Origin of the sequence: Pseudomonas sp. FP597, from assembly GCF_030687435.1 — a bacterium.
In the GTDB taxonomy this organism is placed as follows: Bacteria; Pseudomonadota; Gammaproteobacteria; order Pseudomonadales; family Pseudomonadaceae; genus Aquipseudomonas; species Aquipseudomonas lactucae.
Map to the genome: position 1 here is coordinate 5,491,404 of NZ_CP117432.1, position 16,366 is coordinate 5,507,769.

Annotated in this window: 14 protein-coding genes, 1 other RNA gene and 1 pseudogene; 4 read left to right on the top strand and 12 right to left on the bottom strand. The window is 57.7% G+C overall.

Annotated elements, in window-relative coordinates; translation table 11 throughout:
* The first annotated feature begins 86 nt into the window (after window positions 1–86).
* Window positions 87–483: a transfer-messenger RNA gene (gene ssrA / locus PSH66_RS25175) on the top strand.
* Window positions 484–670: 187 nt separating this feature from the next.
* On the top strand, window positions 671–1,927 hold the full coding sequence (locus tag PSH66_RS25180) for an integrase domain-containing protein (protein WP_305427816.1): 1,257 nt from the start codon (window positions 671–673) through the stop codon (window positions 1,925–1,927).
* 161 nt (window positions 1,928–2,088) lie between these two features.
* Here the strand turns inward: PSH66_RS25180 and PSH66_RS25185 are convergent, their stop codons facing one another.
* The 12 genes from PSH66_RS25185 to PSH66_RS25240 all read right to left on the bottom strand — a co-directional run bounded on the left by PSH66_RS25185 (window position 2,089) and on the right by PSH66_RS25240 (window position 15,139).
* On the bottom strand, window positions 2,089–2,361 hold the full coding sequence (locus tag PSH66_RS25185; RefSeq protein WP_305427817.1) for a hypothetical protein: 273 nt from the start codon (window positions 2,359–2,361) through the stop codon (window positions 2,089–2,091).
* Window positions 2,358–3,338, bottom strand: a complete 981-nt coding sequence (locus PSH66_RS25190; protein ID WP_305427818.1) for an integrase domain-containing protein — start codon at window positions 3,336–3,338, stop codon at window positions 2,358–2,360. The genes PSH66_RS25185 and PSH66_RS25190 overlap by 4 nt, the downstream gene beginning before the upstream one ends.
* Window positions 3,322–3,675, bottom strand: a complete 354-nt coding sequence (locus PSH66_RS25195) for a hypothetical protein (protein ID WP_305427819.1) — start codon at window positions 3,673–3,675, stop codon at window positions 3,322–3,324. The genes PSH66_RS25190 and PSH66_RS25195 overlap by 17 nt, the downstream gene beginning before the upstream one ends.
* Window positions 3,662–5,068 (bottom strand): YfjI family protein, encoded by a 1,407-nt coding sequence (locus PSH66_RS25200; RefSeq protein WP_305427820.1) that lies wholly within the window; start codon window positions 5,066–5,068, stop codon window positions 3,662–3,664. Before PSH66_RS25200 ends, PSH66_RS25195 begins: the two co-directional genes overlap by 14 nt.
* 1,321 nt (window positions 5,069–6,389) lie before the next feature.
* A complete protein-coding gene (locus PSH66_RS25205; RefSeq protein WP_305427821.1) occupies window positions 6,390–7,712 on the bottom strand; it encodes an MFS transporter in 1,323 nt (440 codons plus the stop codon).
* Window positions 7,709–8,950 carry an acetylornithine deacetylase gene (gene argE / locus PSH66_RS25210; RefSeq protein ID WP_305427822.1) on the bottom strand — a complete coding sequence of 414 codons (1,242 nt, stop codon included), beginning with the start codon at window positions 8,948–8,950 and terminating at the stop codon, window positions 7,709–7,711. The genes PSH66_RS25205 and argE overlap by 4 nt, the downstream gene beginning before the upstream one ends.
* 23 nt (window positions 8,951–8,973) lie before the next feature.
* Window positions 8,974–9,921, bottom strand: coding sequence for an EamA family transporter (locus PSH66_RS25215; protein WP_005733019.1), 948 nt, complete (start codon window positions 9,919–9,921; stop codon window positions 8,974–8,976).
* Between the two features lie 46 nt (window positions 9,922–9,967).
* Window positions 9,968–11,251: an acetyl-CoA carboxylase biotin carboxylase subunit family protein gene (locus PSH66_RS25220; protein ID WP_305427823.1), complete on the bottom strand. Its 1,284-nt coding sequence runs from the start codon at window positions 11,249–11,251 to the stop codon at window positions 9,968–9,970.
* Between the two features lie 9 nt (window positions 11,252–11,260).
* Window positions 11,261–12,118, bottom strand: coding sequence for a TauD/TfdA family dioxygenase (locus tag PSH66_RS25225; RefSeq protein WP_305427824.1), 858 nt, complete (start codon window positions 12,116–12,118; stop codon window positions 11,261–11,263).
* Entirely contained in the window at window positions 12,109–13,278 is a 1,170-nt protein-coding gene (locus PSH66_RS25230; RefSeq protein WP_305427825.1) for an NAD(P)/FAD-dependent oxidoreductase, read from the bottom strand. Before PSH66_RS25230 ends, PSH66_RS25225 begins: the two co-directional genes overlap by 10 nt.
* A 1-nt stretch (window position 13,279) precedes the next feature.
* Window positions 13,280–14,401, bottom strand: coding sequence for a pyridoxal phosphate-dependent aminotransferase (locus PSH66_RS25235; protein WP_305427826.1), 1,122 nt, complete (start codon window positions 14,399–14,401; stop codon window positions 13,280–13,282).
* A 27-nt stretch (window positions 14,402–14,428) separates the two neighbouring features.
* On the bottom strand, window positions 14,429–15,139 hold the full coding sequence (locus PSH66_RS25240; RefSeq protein WP_044310846.1) for an iron-containing redox enzyme family protein: 711 nt from the start codon (window positions 15,137–15,139) through the stop codon (window positions 14,429–14,431).
* A gap of 303 nt (window positions 15,140–15,442) precedes the next feature.
* Between PSH66_RS25240 and PSH66_RS25245 the strand changes: the two genes are divergently transcribed.
* Window positions 15,443–16,000 (top strand): XRE family transcriptional regulator, encoded by a 558-nt coding sequence (locus PSH66_RS25245; protein ID WP_005733013.1) that lies wholly within the window; start codon window positions 15,443–15,445, stop codon window positions 15,998–16,000.
* A 23-nt stretch (window positions 16,001–16,023) separates the two neighbouring features.
* Window positions 16,024–16,237: pseudogene (locus tag PSH66_RS25250) on the top strand (LysR family transcriptional regulator); the annotation flags it as partial.
* Window positions 16,238–16,366 lie beyond the last annotated feature (129 nt).

Genomic DNA, 16,366 nt, shown 5'->3' on the forward strand with positions numbered 1-16,366 from the left:
GCCAACCTACGGGTTGGCCTTCCGTGAGCATTTGGCGTACACTGCACAGGCTTGTCACTCACTAAGAAACAACGAGTTACAAGCACGGGGCCGTTTAGGATTCGACGCCGGTCGCGAAACTTTAGGTGCATGCCGAGTTGGTAACAGAACTCGTAAATCCACTGTTGCAACTACTTATAGTTGCCAATGACGAAAACTACGGCCAGGAATTCGCTATCGCTGCGTAAGCAGCCTTAGACCTGAGCTTCTGGTACCTTCGGGTCCAGCAATCACCAGGGGATGTCTGTAAACCCAAAGTGATTGTCATATAGAACAGAATCGCCGTGCAGTACGTTGTGGACGAAGCGGCTAAAACTTACACAACTCGCCCAAAGCACCCTGCCCTTCGGGTCGCTGAGGGTTAACTTAATAGAAACGGCTAAGCATGTAGTACCGACAGCGGAGTACTGGCGGACGGGGGTTCAAATCCCCCCGGCTCCACCACTTCATCATCTAAAGACGTCCACGGACGTCTTTTTTTGTGCCTTAAATCCAGTAAATACAAGGGTTTCAGGACTACCGGGGGCTTTCGAGGTTTTTTGAGTTCCAGAGTTTTTTGTATTCCAAATGGTATTCCAAGGCATCCGGTGCTATTTTTTGGAATACCAAAACGGTGTCAGAGGTAGCTCTCATGCCCGCTCCAGCACTCCGCCTTTCCGACCGCCAGCTCAAGACAGTCAAGGCAAAAGACAAGGATTACGTTCTCAGCGATGGTGACGGCCTCCAGCTCCGGGTCAGGAGCAACGGCTCAATGCTGTGGAACTTCAACTACCGCGATCCGATAACCAAGAACCGTATCAACATGGGACTGGGCACTTATCCAGAGCTCTCGTTGGCAAATGCTCGAAAGAAAGTTGTTGAAGCACGTGAGCTACTTGCACAAGGCATAGATCCCAAGGTGCAACGCAACATTCAGATTGAAGCCAAACGAACGGAGACAGAACACACATTCGAAAACGTCGCTACAGCTTGGTTTGAGCTGAAGAAGGACGCTGTCACTCCAGCGTACGCCGAGGACATTTGGCGGTCGCTCACACTGCATGTATTCCCGGACCTGAAAACAACGTCGCTTTCGAAAATTACCGCACCGATGATTATCGAACTGCTTCGGCCAATCGAGGCAAAAGGCAGCCTCGAGACCGTGAAACGGTTGAGCCAAAGGCTCAATGAGATCATGACCTATGGGGTCAATTCCGGGCTCATATTCGCGAACCCCCTCAGCGGTATTCGCGCGGTATTCAAGAAACCCAAGAAACAGAACATGGCTGCACTCCACCCTGATGAGCTACCCGAGCTCATGCTGGAAATCGCCAACGCCGCCATCAAAAGAACGACCCGCTGCTTGATCGAATGGCAGTTGCACACCATGACCCGTCCTGCCGAAGCGGCAACCACACGATGGGCAGACATCGACTTCGACAGGCGTATCTGGACCATTCCGCCGGAGCGCATGAAAAAGCGTCGTCCGCATACCATCCCATTGTCTGAACAGGCACTCGCACTGCTGGAGGCACTCAAGCCCCACAGCGGACACAGAGAGTACGTGTTTCCGGCAGACCGAAATCCCCGCACCCACGCCAACAGCCAGACGGCCAACATGGCGCTGAAACGTATGGGCTTCCAAGACCGGCTGGTCAGCCACGGAATGCGCTCCATGGCCAGCACCATCCTGAATGAGCATGGCTGGGATCCGGAACTAATCGAAGTTGCACTGGCGCATGTCGACAAGGACGAAGTTCGTAGCGCCTACAACCGGGCGGACTACATCGAACGCCGGCGTCCGATGATGGCCTGGTGGAGTGAACATATTCAAAAAGCGGCCACTGGCAGCCTTTCGGCATCTGCCATCAATCAAGGCAGGGGCCGCAACGTCGTACCGATTCGCTGAGCATCCAAGGTACGCGACGCCGGTTACAATCCGTGTCATGCAGCAGGGCGACGAGATTGACGACGGTGGATAAATCTCTCGCATGGCTGCGCTTCTTCAGCCAAGCCCCTGAGTATGGGAAGGCTCCGCATTCCCATACTCAGGGGCTCACGCCTAAAGGTCTATCGGGCAACCACGACTTTTGCCTTTCTGCGGCGGATCAACTCTGTTGTTAACGCATAGTAATAGACGGTCGCTGGTGCTGAGCATCGCAGGTAGTGATCCAAAAACCATCTCACGTGTTTTTCTCTCCAGGACCAAGGCGTCGCACAACCCCACCGCTCACGAATTACCTCGTGCATCCTTTCTGCTTGCCTGATGTGCCGCTGCTGCGTGGAATGCGCACCTTTGAGCACGGGGCGCAGAAACAACGCCATGTCGAACTCGGATGTCATCGCCGACCTCCGATGTAGGCACTCACCACATCGATGCGGTTATGTCCCAATTCGTAGCTGATCTGCTGTCGTGCACGCTGATCAAGCTCTCGATCTTCTCGATAAACACGACCGCCGTTGACGGGTGCAGGAAAGCCAGTCAGTTGCTCATAGCGCTCACACGCGTAAGCCGCTCGCAGTTCATGAAAGCCTTTCAATCCATGCTCATGCAGAATGTTCCGAGCAGGTCGAACCACTGCCTGTAAGAAATCTTTGTAGCTTTCATCAGGGGCTAACAGGTTCCGACTTCTAGTAGGAGACGCTTCGTAGGCCCTCTCGAGGGCATCGCGGACTTGATCCGTGACCGTAATCCAACGCGGTGCAGATGCGCCTGAACGACCGCCTTTGGTGCCGTCCTGGATGTTGATCTTGCCCAGTTGCCGAACCTCACGTTGCAGTCGGGGCAGATCGGCCAGGATCGCTTCGCGCAGGCGCATACCTGTCTCCCGAGCCAAATGCACTATTGCGGCCACTCGTTGCTGACTTCGCTCTGACAGCGCGCGTGCAATCAATTCGATCTGAGCACGATCTTGGCCTTGCGGTGCCTCCCCGCGTACGCTTGAGCGCTGCAAACCCAGCGCCTTGCTCGGACTCGGGATTTTGACGTACTGATCACCGCGCAGCGCAGCCATCGTTCGGTTCACGCTGGACAGTCGGTTCTGCGCGGTGGCAATGCCGATGTTGCCCCCATCAACCTGCTCACGCACATACGTGGCGTACCGCATGAGGATCTCACGGTCGATCTGTCGCGCGTCATTGAGTTCCGGACCTTCATCGGATCGACACCAATTCACGAAGGCCTGCCACCGATCGCTATGGGCTTTAACGGTCGCAAAATGGCCGTCTCCAAACAGATCTTTCAGTGCTTGCGGTCCAGCGTAGCTGAGCTGGCGACCGAAGCCGAAATTGCGCCCAGACCGCTTACCGACCCGAGCCATTTTTCTGTTCCTGATCGACTGCCGCGAGATCATGCAAAAGGGCTCGCCAGTGCGCATTCACAATAGCGAACTGGGCCCAATCAGTCGGGCGAAAACACAGCGTGTTGCCGACGACGTATAGATGCGCGCCCTCCTTTTTCAACCATTGGATGATGGCTGTCGTCGAGGTGATAGATTTACCGATGGTGGCGACACCGGCGACACCGGCGACAACCCTTGCCTTGTCTGGCTTTGAGCGTGGCGACAAAGTGGCGACACTCGCGGCGACAAATTGCACTTTCGGTTCATTTTGGCGCTGAGCCAGATGGTTACGCAGCGCTTCATCAAGATTGAACATGACGCACCTCGAAGGTTTGGCCATCGGTGATCAACCACTGATGATCAATCAACTCGACCAGCAGCTTGGCGGCATGACGGCTGCTCTTGCGGGCAAAGCGAGGACCGTTGCGATTCAGCTCCCGAATACTGAAGCGCTTCCAATCCTTGACCTGCAGCCAGCGCAGCAGCCGGTCCGCCTCCTCCTTTACCCGGCACACCGGTTCCTGTTCGGTCAGGCGCTGGATCTCGGTGAGGTAGTAGCCGACTAAAGCGGAGGCCCGCTGGATATGGTCGACCTCCACAACACCGCTCTCCTCCACGACTGCCAGGACACCAGCGACGCGCAGCAGGTTATCGGCGGCCTTCGATCCGCTAGGCCGTACGCTGGCCAGCTCCCCAAACTCACCCAATTGGGCTTCGATAGCATCATGCAGATCAATCCAGCGACGACGGGCCAACGGACTGAGACTCAGCGTTGACAGTTGCAGAGCACCGTCAGCGGAAAGTGACCACGGTTGATGAAATAGGCCCGAAAGGCGGCGGTGATAGCGGTTTAGTGCGGCGTCTTTGGACAAGTCGACGGCCTGGTAACTACGCTGTCCGGCCAGACTGGTAGGCCAGGTCATCAGGCAGCGACCGAGGATGCCTTGCCCCTGCAGCAACGGGTCACTGAGTAACTGCATGGCTAAATATGGTTGCAGCATCAGATGCAGGCTCAAGCGCCGGTCGTAAGCTCGCAAGCTTTCACCAACCATGGAGCGCGCGCGATCTATCGGGCTACCGTCCCAGAGTGACGACAAGGTTGTGACCGCCTTCAAACGGTTATCCCTACTCATGGTGCTGCTACCGAGGAACTGCCCTCCTTCGTCACAGAACAGGCCCATGCTCGGTAAGTCATGGCAGAGTCCCTTGATCAGGGCCTCGATAGTCGGATCCATGGTGATCAGCCTAGGTGCAGAGGGCGCCGCTTCAAGCGGTACGCCGTTTGTGAGGTTGGGATCGCCAGGGTTGATACGCTGCGCCTGTCGCTGCGCGACACGGTACCGGGCGAGTTGTTCGCGATAGCGCTGCCACTGCTCACGCTCCCATTGCCGTGCGGGCAGCAATGCAAATCGATCTGCCGCCGTCTTGCGATCTCCTGACGCGGCCACAGTGATCAAGTACAGCGACAGGGGATAATTTCTCCCGTCGAGCTGTAAGCCCGCGTGACCTTGGGTCGCTAGCGCCGAGGCGGCCAACACCGATTGCGCAGCCAGTGCCTGGGGCACGCCGATGACCTCGGCCATGCGCTCAACCGCAGGCCCAAGAATCCCACCCAGTGCCTGCACCGGATAAGGCTGGGCCAGAGGATTCGACTCAATCAGCGGTCGAGGTGGTCGTGGTAGTTCAAGCTTCGGATCTAACTGCTGCATGGGCCCTCTCCTCGATCATTGCTAGTTGTCCTCACGTAGTCCCGCCACGGCTATTGAGTGTTATCAGGGATCAAGGCTCCTGCCGCCTGTGAGGTGTTCACTGACGCGGAACGAACGGCTCCTTACGACCGGGAGCGAGGGCATAACCCCATGAATCTGGCCTCCTTAGACGCATCCGAAGATGCGGGCGGGTGGAGGCTGTGCCGACTGACGAGTTCGGCACCTGGAGATCATGGGTGGGAGAAGGCAACAACATCGGCACCTGGGGCATGCCTGACTGTCAGTCAGGTGCAGCCGTTCTTTAGGCTGCGGCACCGGTGCCTGTGTTATTGCGGATGGCAACGAATCGGATTTGTCAGGCCGATTGTCACGAAGAGAGTTGCGGCAAGGCCCTGTACGATATGGCTTGCAGCAGCGGTACGAGCGCCCGTCTCTTTCCAGAAGAAAGAGACGGGCGCAGTCTGGCGCAGCGAGGTGAGCCAAGGGAGGGGGTTGCTGCAGCGCAGCGAGGAAGGTCCATCGTCTGCCGCAGTGGGCAGATAAGTCGAGTAGGCATCCATCACCCTTGGAGAGTGACCGTGCGAGCCGCCGGACGCTAATCGCACTTCGGAAGAACCACCACGCTAATGGCGTAGCCTTAAAGGTTCTAGCTACCTGGGCTGGTGCTGTCAACGACAGCGGTCCGTGCGCCAATTTTTATACCCACTCGAAAAAGCGGTCAAGCTTAACGACCAAGGCGCGCAAAAAACTGGCGACTGTCGCCAGTTTTGTCGCCACGCTCCAAGCCCCGTTCTGCGTGGGTTGTCGCAGGTGTCGCCAGTGTCGCCATCTCCTTAAAGATAGCACTACGACGAGCTCGACTCTGACGCTGAAAACTGCGCAGCGCACGATAGAGATTGTGGGAAATTGCTGATGGGCAAAGGAACGGCGCCAATCAGATCTGAAATGAGAATGTGGAACGCGGCAGCTTCAAAAAAAGCGAGTGAGCCCTCCGGCCGGCGAGATCAAAGATCGCTGGATCGGAGGGTTTGGCGGGAAAAGCAAAACTCAAACGTCAATTACAGATTCAGGCATCAAAGCTGGTTGATTGAGAGGTCACTGCCCCAACGGTGAGTTGGACGTGAGCTCAAGCCCCCCTTCTTTCAAGGGGGTAGGCCCAGCACCGAGACTCGCTGGATCCCACGCGTAATTGGACAATAATCTCTCACTGATCCGACCCAAGCTCACACAAGCAGCAACGCAGAACTATTCACTACGAATCCTGCTTTCTGATTTTTATCACCGAGTAGGCGCGGATCGGGACCGGCAAGACAATTTTTGTTCACTCATACTTTCTCTGGATGGCTATCCTCATGCTGGAACTCGCCCGACTTTTCGATAGGCACATCCAGGCCAGCGGTGTCGCACTCAGGCATGCCGCTGTAAATAACCAATGAGCGGCCGCTAAGGGATCCCCGCTCTGGCGGTAAATCAGGGTAGTCAGCGTCGGAGTGGAACTGCCGAAAATAGTCACCGATAAGGCATAAGCCAGCGAGACGCCCAACGCCCTGACTTGCACCGGAAACAGCTCTGCCAATGCCGCCGAAGCCGGCCCGGTGTAAAGCACCATCAGCACTGCCAGCCCGCATTGGAAGCTGATCAGCGCCTGGAGACTGGGGTTGTTGTTCAACCATACGAACCCCGGGTAGGCACAGAGCGCGATCCCCACAGCACCAATGAGCATGACGGTGTAGCGCCCGATGCGGTCCGACAGTAGTGCCGTCAAGGGGCACAGCAGCGTGATGAGGCCGACCAAAACCAACCCCAGGTAGGCCTTGTTGCGCGGAAGTTCAAGCACCATCGATGCATAGGTCGGCATGAAATTGATCAATTGTGTCGCGACCGTCCAGAGAACGACGATCAACACCCCCATCACGAGATTGGGCAGATAAGGGCGAAGGCTCGGCCCCTTCCGTGCCATCGCGTGCTTGTCTTGATTATCGAGAAAGCGACGCAGCGGCTCGCTTTCCTCAAGGCTGCGACGAATTTTCAAACCTGCCACCACGACCAGCAGTCCGAAGACGTAGGGCACGCGCCAACCCCACTCATCCAACTGAGCGGGCGTCAGCACGCTCGACAACAGACTCGCACTTACACCGCATAGCAGGAATGATCCGGCTTGCGCCACTTGTTGGCTGGACGCAAATAGACCGCGGCGGTTCGCAGGTGCCGTTTCGACAAGATAGGCCAGCGCGCCGCCGATCTCCCCCCCGGCTGCCACCCCCTGCAATATGCGCGCGACGACAATGCTCAACGGCGCCCACCATCCGATGGCCTCATAGGTCGGGCATACGGCCATGATCAGGGTCCCGGCGCCCATCAACATGATGGACAGGGTCAGCGCGGCCTTGCGCCCCCGGCGATCGGCATAGCGCCCCATCAGCAGCGCGCCCAACGGGCGGGCCACGAAGCCAACGGCGAGCGCCAGGTAGGAAGCGAGCAACGACATCAATGGGTCGGACGCCGGAAAGAACGCGACGGCGATCTGCAAGGCAAAGATTGCAAACAGGGTAAAGTCGAACCATTCCAATGCGGCGCCCACGCTCACCGCCAGAACCAGTTTCCTGCGTTCGCGCCCCTGGCTATCCAGGGCTGTGGCGCTCATTGCTCTCCCCCGGCGGGCATCGGGGGCAATGGCTCGCAACACGCCAGGCGGCGCAGGAACTGTTCACAGGCTTCAAGCTGAGCCAGCTCCACATACTCGTTCGCCTTGTGCGCTTGCTTGATACTCCCTGGGCCGCAGACGATCGTTGGAATTCCTGCGGCCTGGAACAACCCGGCTTCAGTGCTGTATGCCACTCGTTGTCGGTCATGGGCCATTGCACTGGCCTCACGGACCCATTGCGCGAAGGCCTGGTTGCCCTTCTCATCCAACCCCGGGGTATGCAACGTGTGGGAAAACTCGATGGACGCCGTCGCAGCGCGATCATTCATCTCACCGTGCATGGCCTGCTTGGCGTCGTCCTGGATCTGTACCAGCAGTTGCTCGGCATCGCAGCCGGGCAGGTAGCGAATCTCGAAGTCGAAGCTGCATTGACCAGGAATGACATTGCCAGCGACACCACCGTTGACCCGGCAGACCTGGACGGTGGTGTACGGGACATCAAACCCGCTGTCCAACGGCCCCTGTGCAAGCCGTCTGGCCACTTGCTGAAGCTGCATCTGTACCCGCGCGGCATAATCGATGGCGTTGACGCCCTCACTCGGCAACGATGAGTGCGCAACTTTGCCATGGACACAGCAATTGATTTCATGACGCCCTTTGTGGCCGATCACCAGCTCCATTGAAGTCGGCTCGCCGACAATGCAACCGGCGGGCTCCAGCTGTGCCTGCGAGATGAAGGGCGCCAGATGTTTCGCACCCATCGCGCCCACCTCCTCGTCATAGGACAAGGCCAGGTGAAAGCTTTGCCGTGCAGACGCCATCAGCTCGGGAGCCATCGCCAGTACGACAGCGATAAACCCTTTCATATCCGAACTGCCGCGACCGTACAGCCGTCCGTGGTCCAGGTGGGCGCTGAACGGGTCCTGCGCCCAGGCCTGGCCCGCGACGGGCACCACGTCGGTATGTCCGGACAGGATGATGCCCCCGGGGCGCGGCGGTCCGAGACTGGCAAACAGGTTCGCCTTGCGCCCGGTGACGTCCGGTAGAATCTGGGCCTGCACCCCGACGCCGTGCAGGTACCCGCTCACCCATTCGATAAGGTCCAGATTGGAACGATCGCTGACCGAAGGGAAACCAATCAGGGTTCGTGCGATTTCCAACGTGCGTGCGAGCACGCTGCGGCCGTCATTCGAGCAAGCGTCTGCCGCCCCCTGTGCGAAGGCCAAGGAAAGAGTCATGGGATGCTCCAGTAAACCGAAGTCTATTTTTGAAGGGCGACAGGCATGGGGCCCGAGCGAACAACCTGCCTGTCTCGCGAAAACCAGACGTTGGACAACAACACCGCCACGCACACCACCGTAACCAGGACCGGCACCCAGGGGCTGTGCCAGGTGGAGAGCACGAACTCGGCCGCCAAGGCAATGACCGGCACGCACGGTGTGAGAATGGACACCCGCCCGCCCCCCAAATGTTGAATGGCAAACTGCAGGGTGAACACCGGAATCAGCACGCTGACGAATGCCAGCTTGATCAATTGGCCGAGCATGGCGGTATCAAGCGTGAGCAACTGGTGCAGGTTTTCCCGGCCGACCCATCCCGTGACAATCAAGAGCAGGAAGAACCTGACGCACAGAATATCCATGGCGCTGTACTTGCTGTCGCGGTTCAGTCGAGCCGAGCAGAACACGTAGATCCCGCCAGTGATCCCGGCGACAGAGGCCAGGGCAATGCCCTCATGCAAATTGACAAGACTGACCTGGGCGGTGACCCCCAGCGCGAGACGCATAAGAACCAGGGCCATCAGTGATAACAGGATCAGCAGCGCGCCCAGCCACCGGGAACGACTGACCGAGGACCGCGCCACCAGCATTTCGCAGACCACCACCACCAGCGGCATCCAGCCCTGATAGATGGCCGATTCCACCGACGCCTCGATGCGCTGCAGGGCCATGAACATCAGCCACCAACTGAACAGCGTCAGCACATTGAGCAGCAGCACGCCGCGCCACTCCTCGCGCAGCAGGCGAAACGGGTCATGACCACGCAAGGTATGCACCAGGAAAAATACCGCCCAGGCCATCAGGAAGGTAATGAATGTCAGCGCCGCCCCACTGATACGGGTGAACGCCACCATGACCCAGACGGCCGAGAGCGCCGTCGAGATGCAGTAGACCGCCATGCTGACGGCACCGAGTATTCCTGTCTTCATGCCTGCTCCTTGAGAAAAACCTGTTGCCTGCCGCCCACTGGATTGATCATGCGGTTCCCGGCTCCAGCACTTCCACCTGGGTTGGCACGTACTGCTGCAAGGCTTCGAAGTCGGCGCGCAGTACCAGTGGATCCGCGTTGTACAACGTCAGGATGCCTGCGGTATCGGCCAGGGATCGGGAGTCCACCACCATGCCCGGGGCGACCCGCCAATCGATGTCGTAGGCACTGGAAATGGGTGGTTCGTTGAGTTGGCTGATCCGGCCTTTGCGCAAGGGCAACAAGGCGGACACCACGTTGTTCTTCTCGTTGGGCTTGATGTCATCGAGCGCCGCGGCACCGGCCACGAGGTAGAGATTGGCGTCGATCAGGTTGATGTCGCTGTTTTTCTCGTGATACGGCACGCCGATGCCGCCAGGTACGCGTGCGGCAATTTCCAGAAACACCGGATAACCGCGTTTGCGGTCTACAAAAACCTCGTGGTGCGTCGAGCCGTTGCGAAAGTTCAGGGCTGCGATCACGTCCCGGTTGAAGGCTTCCAGGGTCGCCCTGAGCGCAGGGTCGGCCACGGGAATCACGCTCAAGGGCTTGCCCTGGACAAAGTCGAAGTTGGTGCAACCCAGTTCCAGGACGCCGCAGTAGCGGATTTGGCCGTCAACCACAAACGAATCACACTGGAACATGTCGCCGTCGATGAACTCGTCCACCTCATAATCGAAATGATACGGTGACGCCAATACTTGCTCGCGGGCCTTGTTGAATTCGGCCTCGTTGCGAATGATCGACACCTCGAAACTGCCTGCCGCGTTCACCGGTTTCAGGACCAGGGGCAAGCCCAATCGCGCCGTCAGCTCGGCGTAGTAAGCCTGTGGCTCGGCCGATAGGCGTACGTGATCCAGTGGTACGAATTCGGGAATGCGTATCCCCTTCTGGCTGACGGCGTGCTTCATCAGCACCTTGTCGCGAAAATTCGCCACGATCGCCTGTGTATCGCCCTCTAATCCGAACTCCTCGCGTAACTGGGCCGCCAGCTCAACGTGGCATTCTTCCTGGCAGAAAATACGCAATGACGACGTGTTGCCCTGCACGGCGCGCAACTCATCGCTGATGACATCTCGACATTGGTCATGATCGAGCAACGGGCGAATGTTGCGCTGCAGGTCGGCATCGACGCGCACTACCTGCGAGACGTTGCGCTCGAGCACGGGCGGCAGGACATCAGCATGATAGGCGATCAGTACGGTGCGACAGTCTCGTCCCAGCGTCTGCAAGGCCTTCTCGGAGGCGAAGTTCAGGTAATGGGGCGTCAGGAAAACGATAGTCTTGATCATGGTAATGCCTCACTGGAAGTCGACGTTCATGCGATAGAGAAGGCGCGCATCGGCCCCCCCTTCACTTTTGGGGATTGGCGGACCTTTATGCAGCGTTGAGAGGTTGTCCCAGATCACGATGTCGCCTGGGCGGTAGGCATGCCGATAGCGCGGCGCCTGCTGAACGAGAAAATCGACCAGACTGTCGAGAATGCGATGGGACAGTGCAGGCGTTACCCCTTCTATTTGCATGGCCGTGGCGGCCGGCGCATAAAGCGATGTCGTACAGGAGAGCGGGTGTTTGAGCACCAGGGGGTGGACCACGGTGTCTTCCAGCGCGCCAGCCTCCTGGGAATTGAGCTGCTGCACCGCGGCGTCGGCATTGCGCAGTGCGTCGCGATTACCGAAACGGTGGTGAATCCGCAGGTTTTCCAGGTCGAGGCCCTTCAGGTGCTGCGGGCAACCCGGACTTGCCAGCCACTGGCGAACCTGGTGCAGGCCTGCGACACAATCGATGAATTGAGTCTCGCCGTGCTGGTCCGGCACCTGCACGGACAGCAGTGACGTGAACACCGTATTCGCCGATTTGTACGACATGTCGGTGTGCCAATACCCGCCTCCTTCATGCACGCCCAAGGCCTGGCCGTTGCGATGGAGATTGGTCACGGTCAGCACTTCCCGATAATCCTCGAGGCAGTACTTGGCCAACACATGGTGCACAGGCGAACCCAGCCTGCGCATCAACTGCACATAAGGGGCAACACTAACGTCCTGGTTGGCGATGACCAGCACCTTGGCCCGGGCGATGGCCTGCTTGAGCTCCGCTGTCGATTGCTCGAGCACATCGCCAAGGTCCATGCGCAGCGGCTGGAACATCCTCACGCCCATGACCGCAGCCCTTCTTGCAGCGATGGCGTGGCACTCATTTCCGCTGCTGCGGGCACCATCGTGTTGATCGACGCATAACCTGAGGCTGCCCCCGCGAAATACAGGCCTGCGACAGGGCTTTTCCCATCCTGGTGGCAGGTGAATCCGGTCTGTGGGTTGAGCAGTTGCGGCCAGTCGGTGGCGGGCAGTTGTGCGGTGACGCCGATGGCCGAAACCAGGCATTGATCCTTCGCCGATATATCCAAGTGCAGCTCATACCCCTCGGATGCCTGGGCTTCGACCAGCCGGCCGGCCTCTTGAGCCTTGCGGCAGGAAGCCTGGAGCAGCGAATTGCCGTTGAGTGACGCCGGAAGATCCAGGACGACCTTGTCGCCTTCCTGGCGAATGCTGTTGTAGGCATGCAGCCAGATATTGGCCCGGCCCGTACTGTTGGCGCTGTTGAGCGGCCCTTGAAAGGAACTGGACGACGTCTTGGCTATCATCTCCAGCGTGCGCTGGCTCAGGGACCTGAGGGCAAACCGATCATCGGTCTCCTGGGGATACAGCCCCAGATAGGATTTGATCAGGATCGACACATTGCGGGCGAACGGGGCAAGCAGCAGTGCGATCTGGAACGCACTGTTACCGCTGCCGAAGATGACGACGTCCTGCTGCAGGAAGCGCTGGACCTGGCCCCGCGCAACCATCTGGTAGACGTCAAAGCAATTGAGCCAATGCGCATTGGGCATTTCGAAGGGCGGCGCCTTCGGGCGAATCCCGGTCGCGATGATAATCTGCCGCGCACGCAAGGGATGCCCCTGGGAACCCGGGGCCAGGTTTACCTCGAACAGCCCCTGCGCCTTGCTTACGGTGACCACCCGTTGCTGGATCCTGGTCAATGGCAAGGCTTCGAAGTTGCTCCGGATATAGGCGGCGTATTCCTCGCCAGTGGGGCTGACGCACAACTTGCGCATGAACCGATGCAAGGGATAGGGGGCCCCTTCGATCTCCAGTTCATTGCAGTACGACTGCAATGGATGGTCCCCCATCATGCCCATGCATCCCCCGAATACATCGCTGATGACCGCGACTTTCAGGCCCAGATCGATCAACCGGATACACTCGCTCAGCCCTGCGGGACCGCCGCCTACGACAATGACGTCGAACACATGCTGCTCCATTTCAAAAATCCTCCAGGCGGGCACAAGCTTGATCAACAATGGGTTTGGCTACCGAGAAAGAAAATCTGACATAGGTGGGGCACTGCCCCAGATAGAAGGGCGTCGCGGGCAATGGCATGACCCCGCAACGAACGGCCAGGTGTTGACTGAATTCAACCGGGGACAATGAAGGCGCCCGCCGTGAATAGTCGGCCATGAGGTAATGGCCGCCCGCCGGTAACTGGATATCCAGCCCGGCGGCCATCAGCGCACCTGCCAGGCGATCGCGTTTGTGCTTGTAGTGCTCGCGCAGGCTTTCGAGTCGCCCGATGGTCAACTCATCGAGCAAAACCGCGACGGCTGCCTGTATGGGGGTGGGTTGGCAATAGCTCAGGTACAGGTGATGGGCATAGGCTCGCGCCATGAAGGTTGCCTGCGCGCACAACCAGCCGATCCGGACTCCGGTCATGGACAACAACTTCGAAGCGCTGCCTGCCACCATCATGGGAATCTGTTGATGGGGGTACTGCGTCGGTGCGTCGGCGTCGTACTGATAGTGACGGTAGGCTTCGTCGACAATCACCATGAAGTCATGGTTTTTTGCCAACTCCACCAGATGCTGCCAATCATCGGCGGACATGCACCATCCGGTCGGGTTGTGGGGCGTATTGAGCAGCAAAATGCGAACACCGGCACGCAATTGCTGTTCGAGCATTGCCCAGTCGGGACCGATTGAATGCCCCACCGACAACGGCACTGCAACAAACTCCAACCCCAACAATGTGGCCATTCCTGGGTAATAGGGATAGAAGGGTTCAAAAAAAGTGACCTTGCTGCCGTATTGCGTGGAAGCTGCGTATAGGGCCAAGTACAAGGCCTCGGTACAGCCGCTGGTCACCAGAACCTCGGTGTCGGGCGCATAGCCGGCATTGTGGCCCGCAATGCTTTCGCGCAAGATCATTTCGCCGCGAGGGTCGGCGTACTGCCAGCCCGCCCGTACCTGGCGGGCCAACGCCGCATTCATGGCATTGTCAAACAGGGGTTCGGGAAGTCCTTGCGACAGGTTCAAGGCCCCTGAGGATGCTGCATATACACTGGCATCCCGGAAGGGCGCCACTCGACCAATCAATGTCCAATCATCCATGGCTTCCCGCCCCCTTGTCTTGATCGTTCAAGCGTGAGTGGCTACTCGGTTGAGTCCTTGCCAGAATCGGGTCAACAAGTTCAGCACATCGGCAGCGCCCTCCAGGATATCGTTGCCGTTGTCAGTGTCCCGGGCGGCCTCCATGACCGCATCACTGATCCATTGCACATGATCGGTTTCGACCAGCATGTGCAGATAGAAGTAGGTGAAGTCTTCGTGTTTCCACCCGCTGTAGAGGCGGAAGCCTTCGTAAAGGTTGGCGATCATCGGAAAGCCAAACTCTTCGATAACGTAATGAGCACCAATGGCATGCTCTGTCGAACCCTCGAGGAAAATTCGACGCAGGCCATCGACCAGCTCGCTGGCCTCGGGAATGTACTCAACCTTCTTCCAGTCATCCAACGTGATGCCGACGCCGGCAAGTACACGCTCAAACATAATGAAGTGTGCTTCGCCCACTCCATCACCAAGCTCAGACACTACCGTGCGCGCCAACTTCATTCGAATCACTTCGCTGTCGGTGCGGTGCGAAGTACCTGCCAGGATCTGCGGGAAAGTACGGATGTAATAAAAGTACTGCTGGAATACTTTTTTCAACGTTGCCTTAGGCAGCGGGGCCTGGCGAAACGTTTTATAGAATGCGTTGGTATTGATCCCCGAAGCCGTGATCATTTCCTTAATCGAATGGATGATTTGCTCACCCGTCAGATAGCCTTGTTCCATTTGCTGAGCCGGCATAGATACCCCCAAATACGATAAGGTAGCTTAGAAGACAGTGACAGAATGCCACCACCTGTTTCATATAGTAAACAATCGACCCGCGGGCACAAATTAATACTTCTAATCAAAGACGCCAAGAGCAATAGATTTATTTTGAAACAAAAAACGACAAATGTAATTTTACGATCAATATCAATGATCTATTACCTAAAATGAATTTTACGCACTAAAGAAGAGCATTATTTATTTTTTTGCACCAATCAAATGCACATCGGACGCTAAGCTTAGAGTCAAATATTCTCCATCTGGAATTTTCTTATAGTGAACAATCAACCCATTGATATCGCGTTGACCCTCAAAGCCGAGCGCACCGCGCGCGAATGGTCCATCAGCGAGCTAGCCCAGCTCTCCGGTGTATCAAAGGCAATGATTAGCAAAATTGAAAATGCCCAGGTCAGCCCTACCTCGACGATTCTAGGTCGGCTGTCGGGAGCCTTCGGCTTGCCCCTCTCCACCCTTCTGCATCGCGCCGAGGGGCGCTCGGGACTTCTCTCAAGAGCCGCGGAGCAACCGCGCTGGGTGGACCCGGAAACGGGTTACACACGCCAGCAAATATCTCCGCGGGAGGGGTGGCCACTGGAGCTGATCAGCGTGAAACTGCCGCCGGGAGTTCGTGTCAGCTACCCTGCCACCGCCTACGTATTTCTTCATCAGCAGGTATGGATCACGCAAGGCACATTAACGTTTACCAAAGGCGCTACCCTCTACATATTGGAACAGGGCGACTGCCTACAGCTGGGCCTACCTGAAGAGGCTTGCACGTTCGAAAACGCCACGCCGGTAACTTGCGAGTACGTTATTGCCCTGCATCGCAAATAAGCACAAGCCCATTATGCCCCTCAGCTACGCAAACCAGAGACTCGCTTCAAAGCGGTATATTTCTATTCAAAGAGGCCATGGTTTGGCTTGGGATGGCTCACCACAGTTCGAGCTTTGGAGGCCACACCCGGCACCTATCACCGCCTATGAAGTGAAAGCTTGGCCCGGTGTTATGCAGCGACCTCACTGACCCTACAGGGCCGGCAACTCGAGGTGGTATACAACGGTTCTAGACTTCTTGCAGGCTAAGTGGCCGCAGTATGAGCGTCCAGCGAAGTCACCTATCCAGCGATAGGCATCACGCTGCTTGCCCTCAACCACAATCCTGAACGCGCTCTATTCACCCAATGCACGACTGACTTAGGT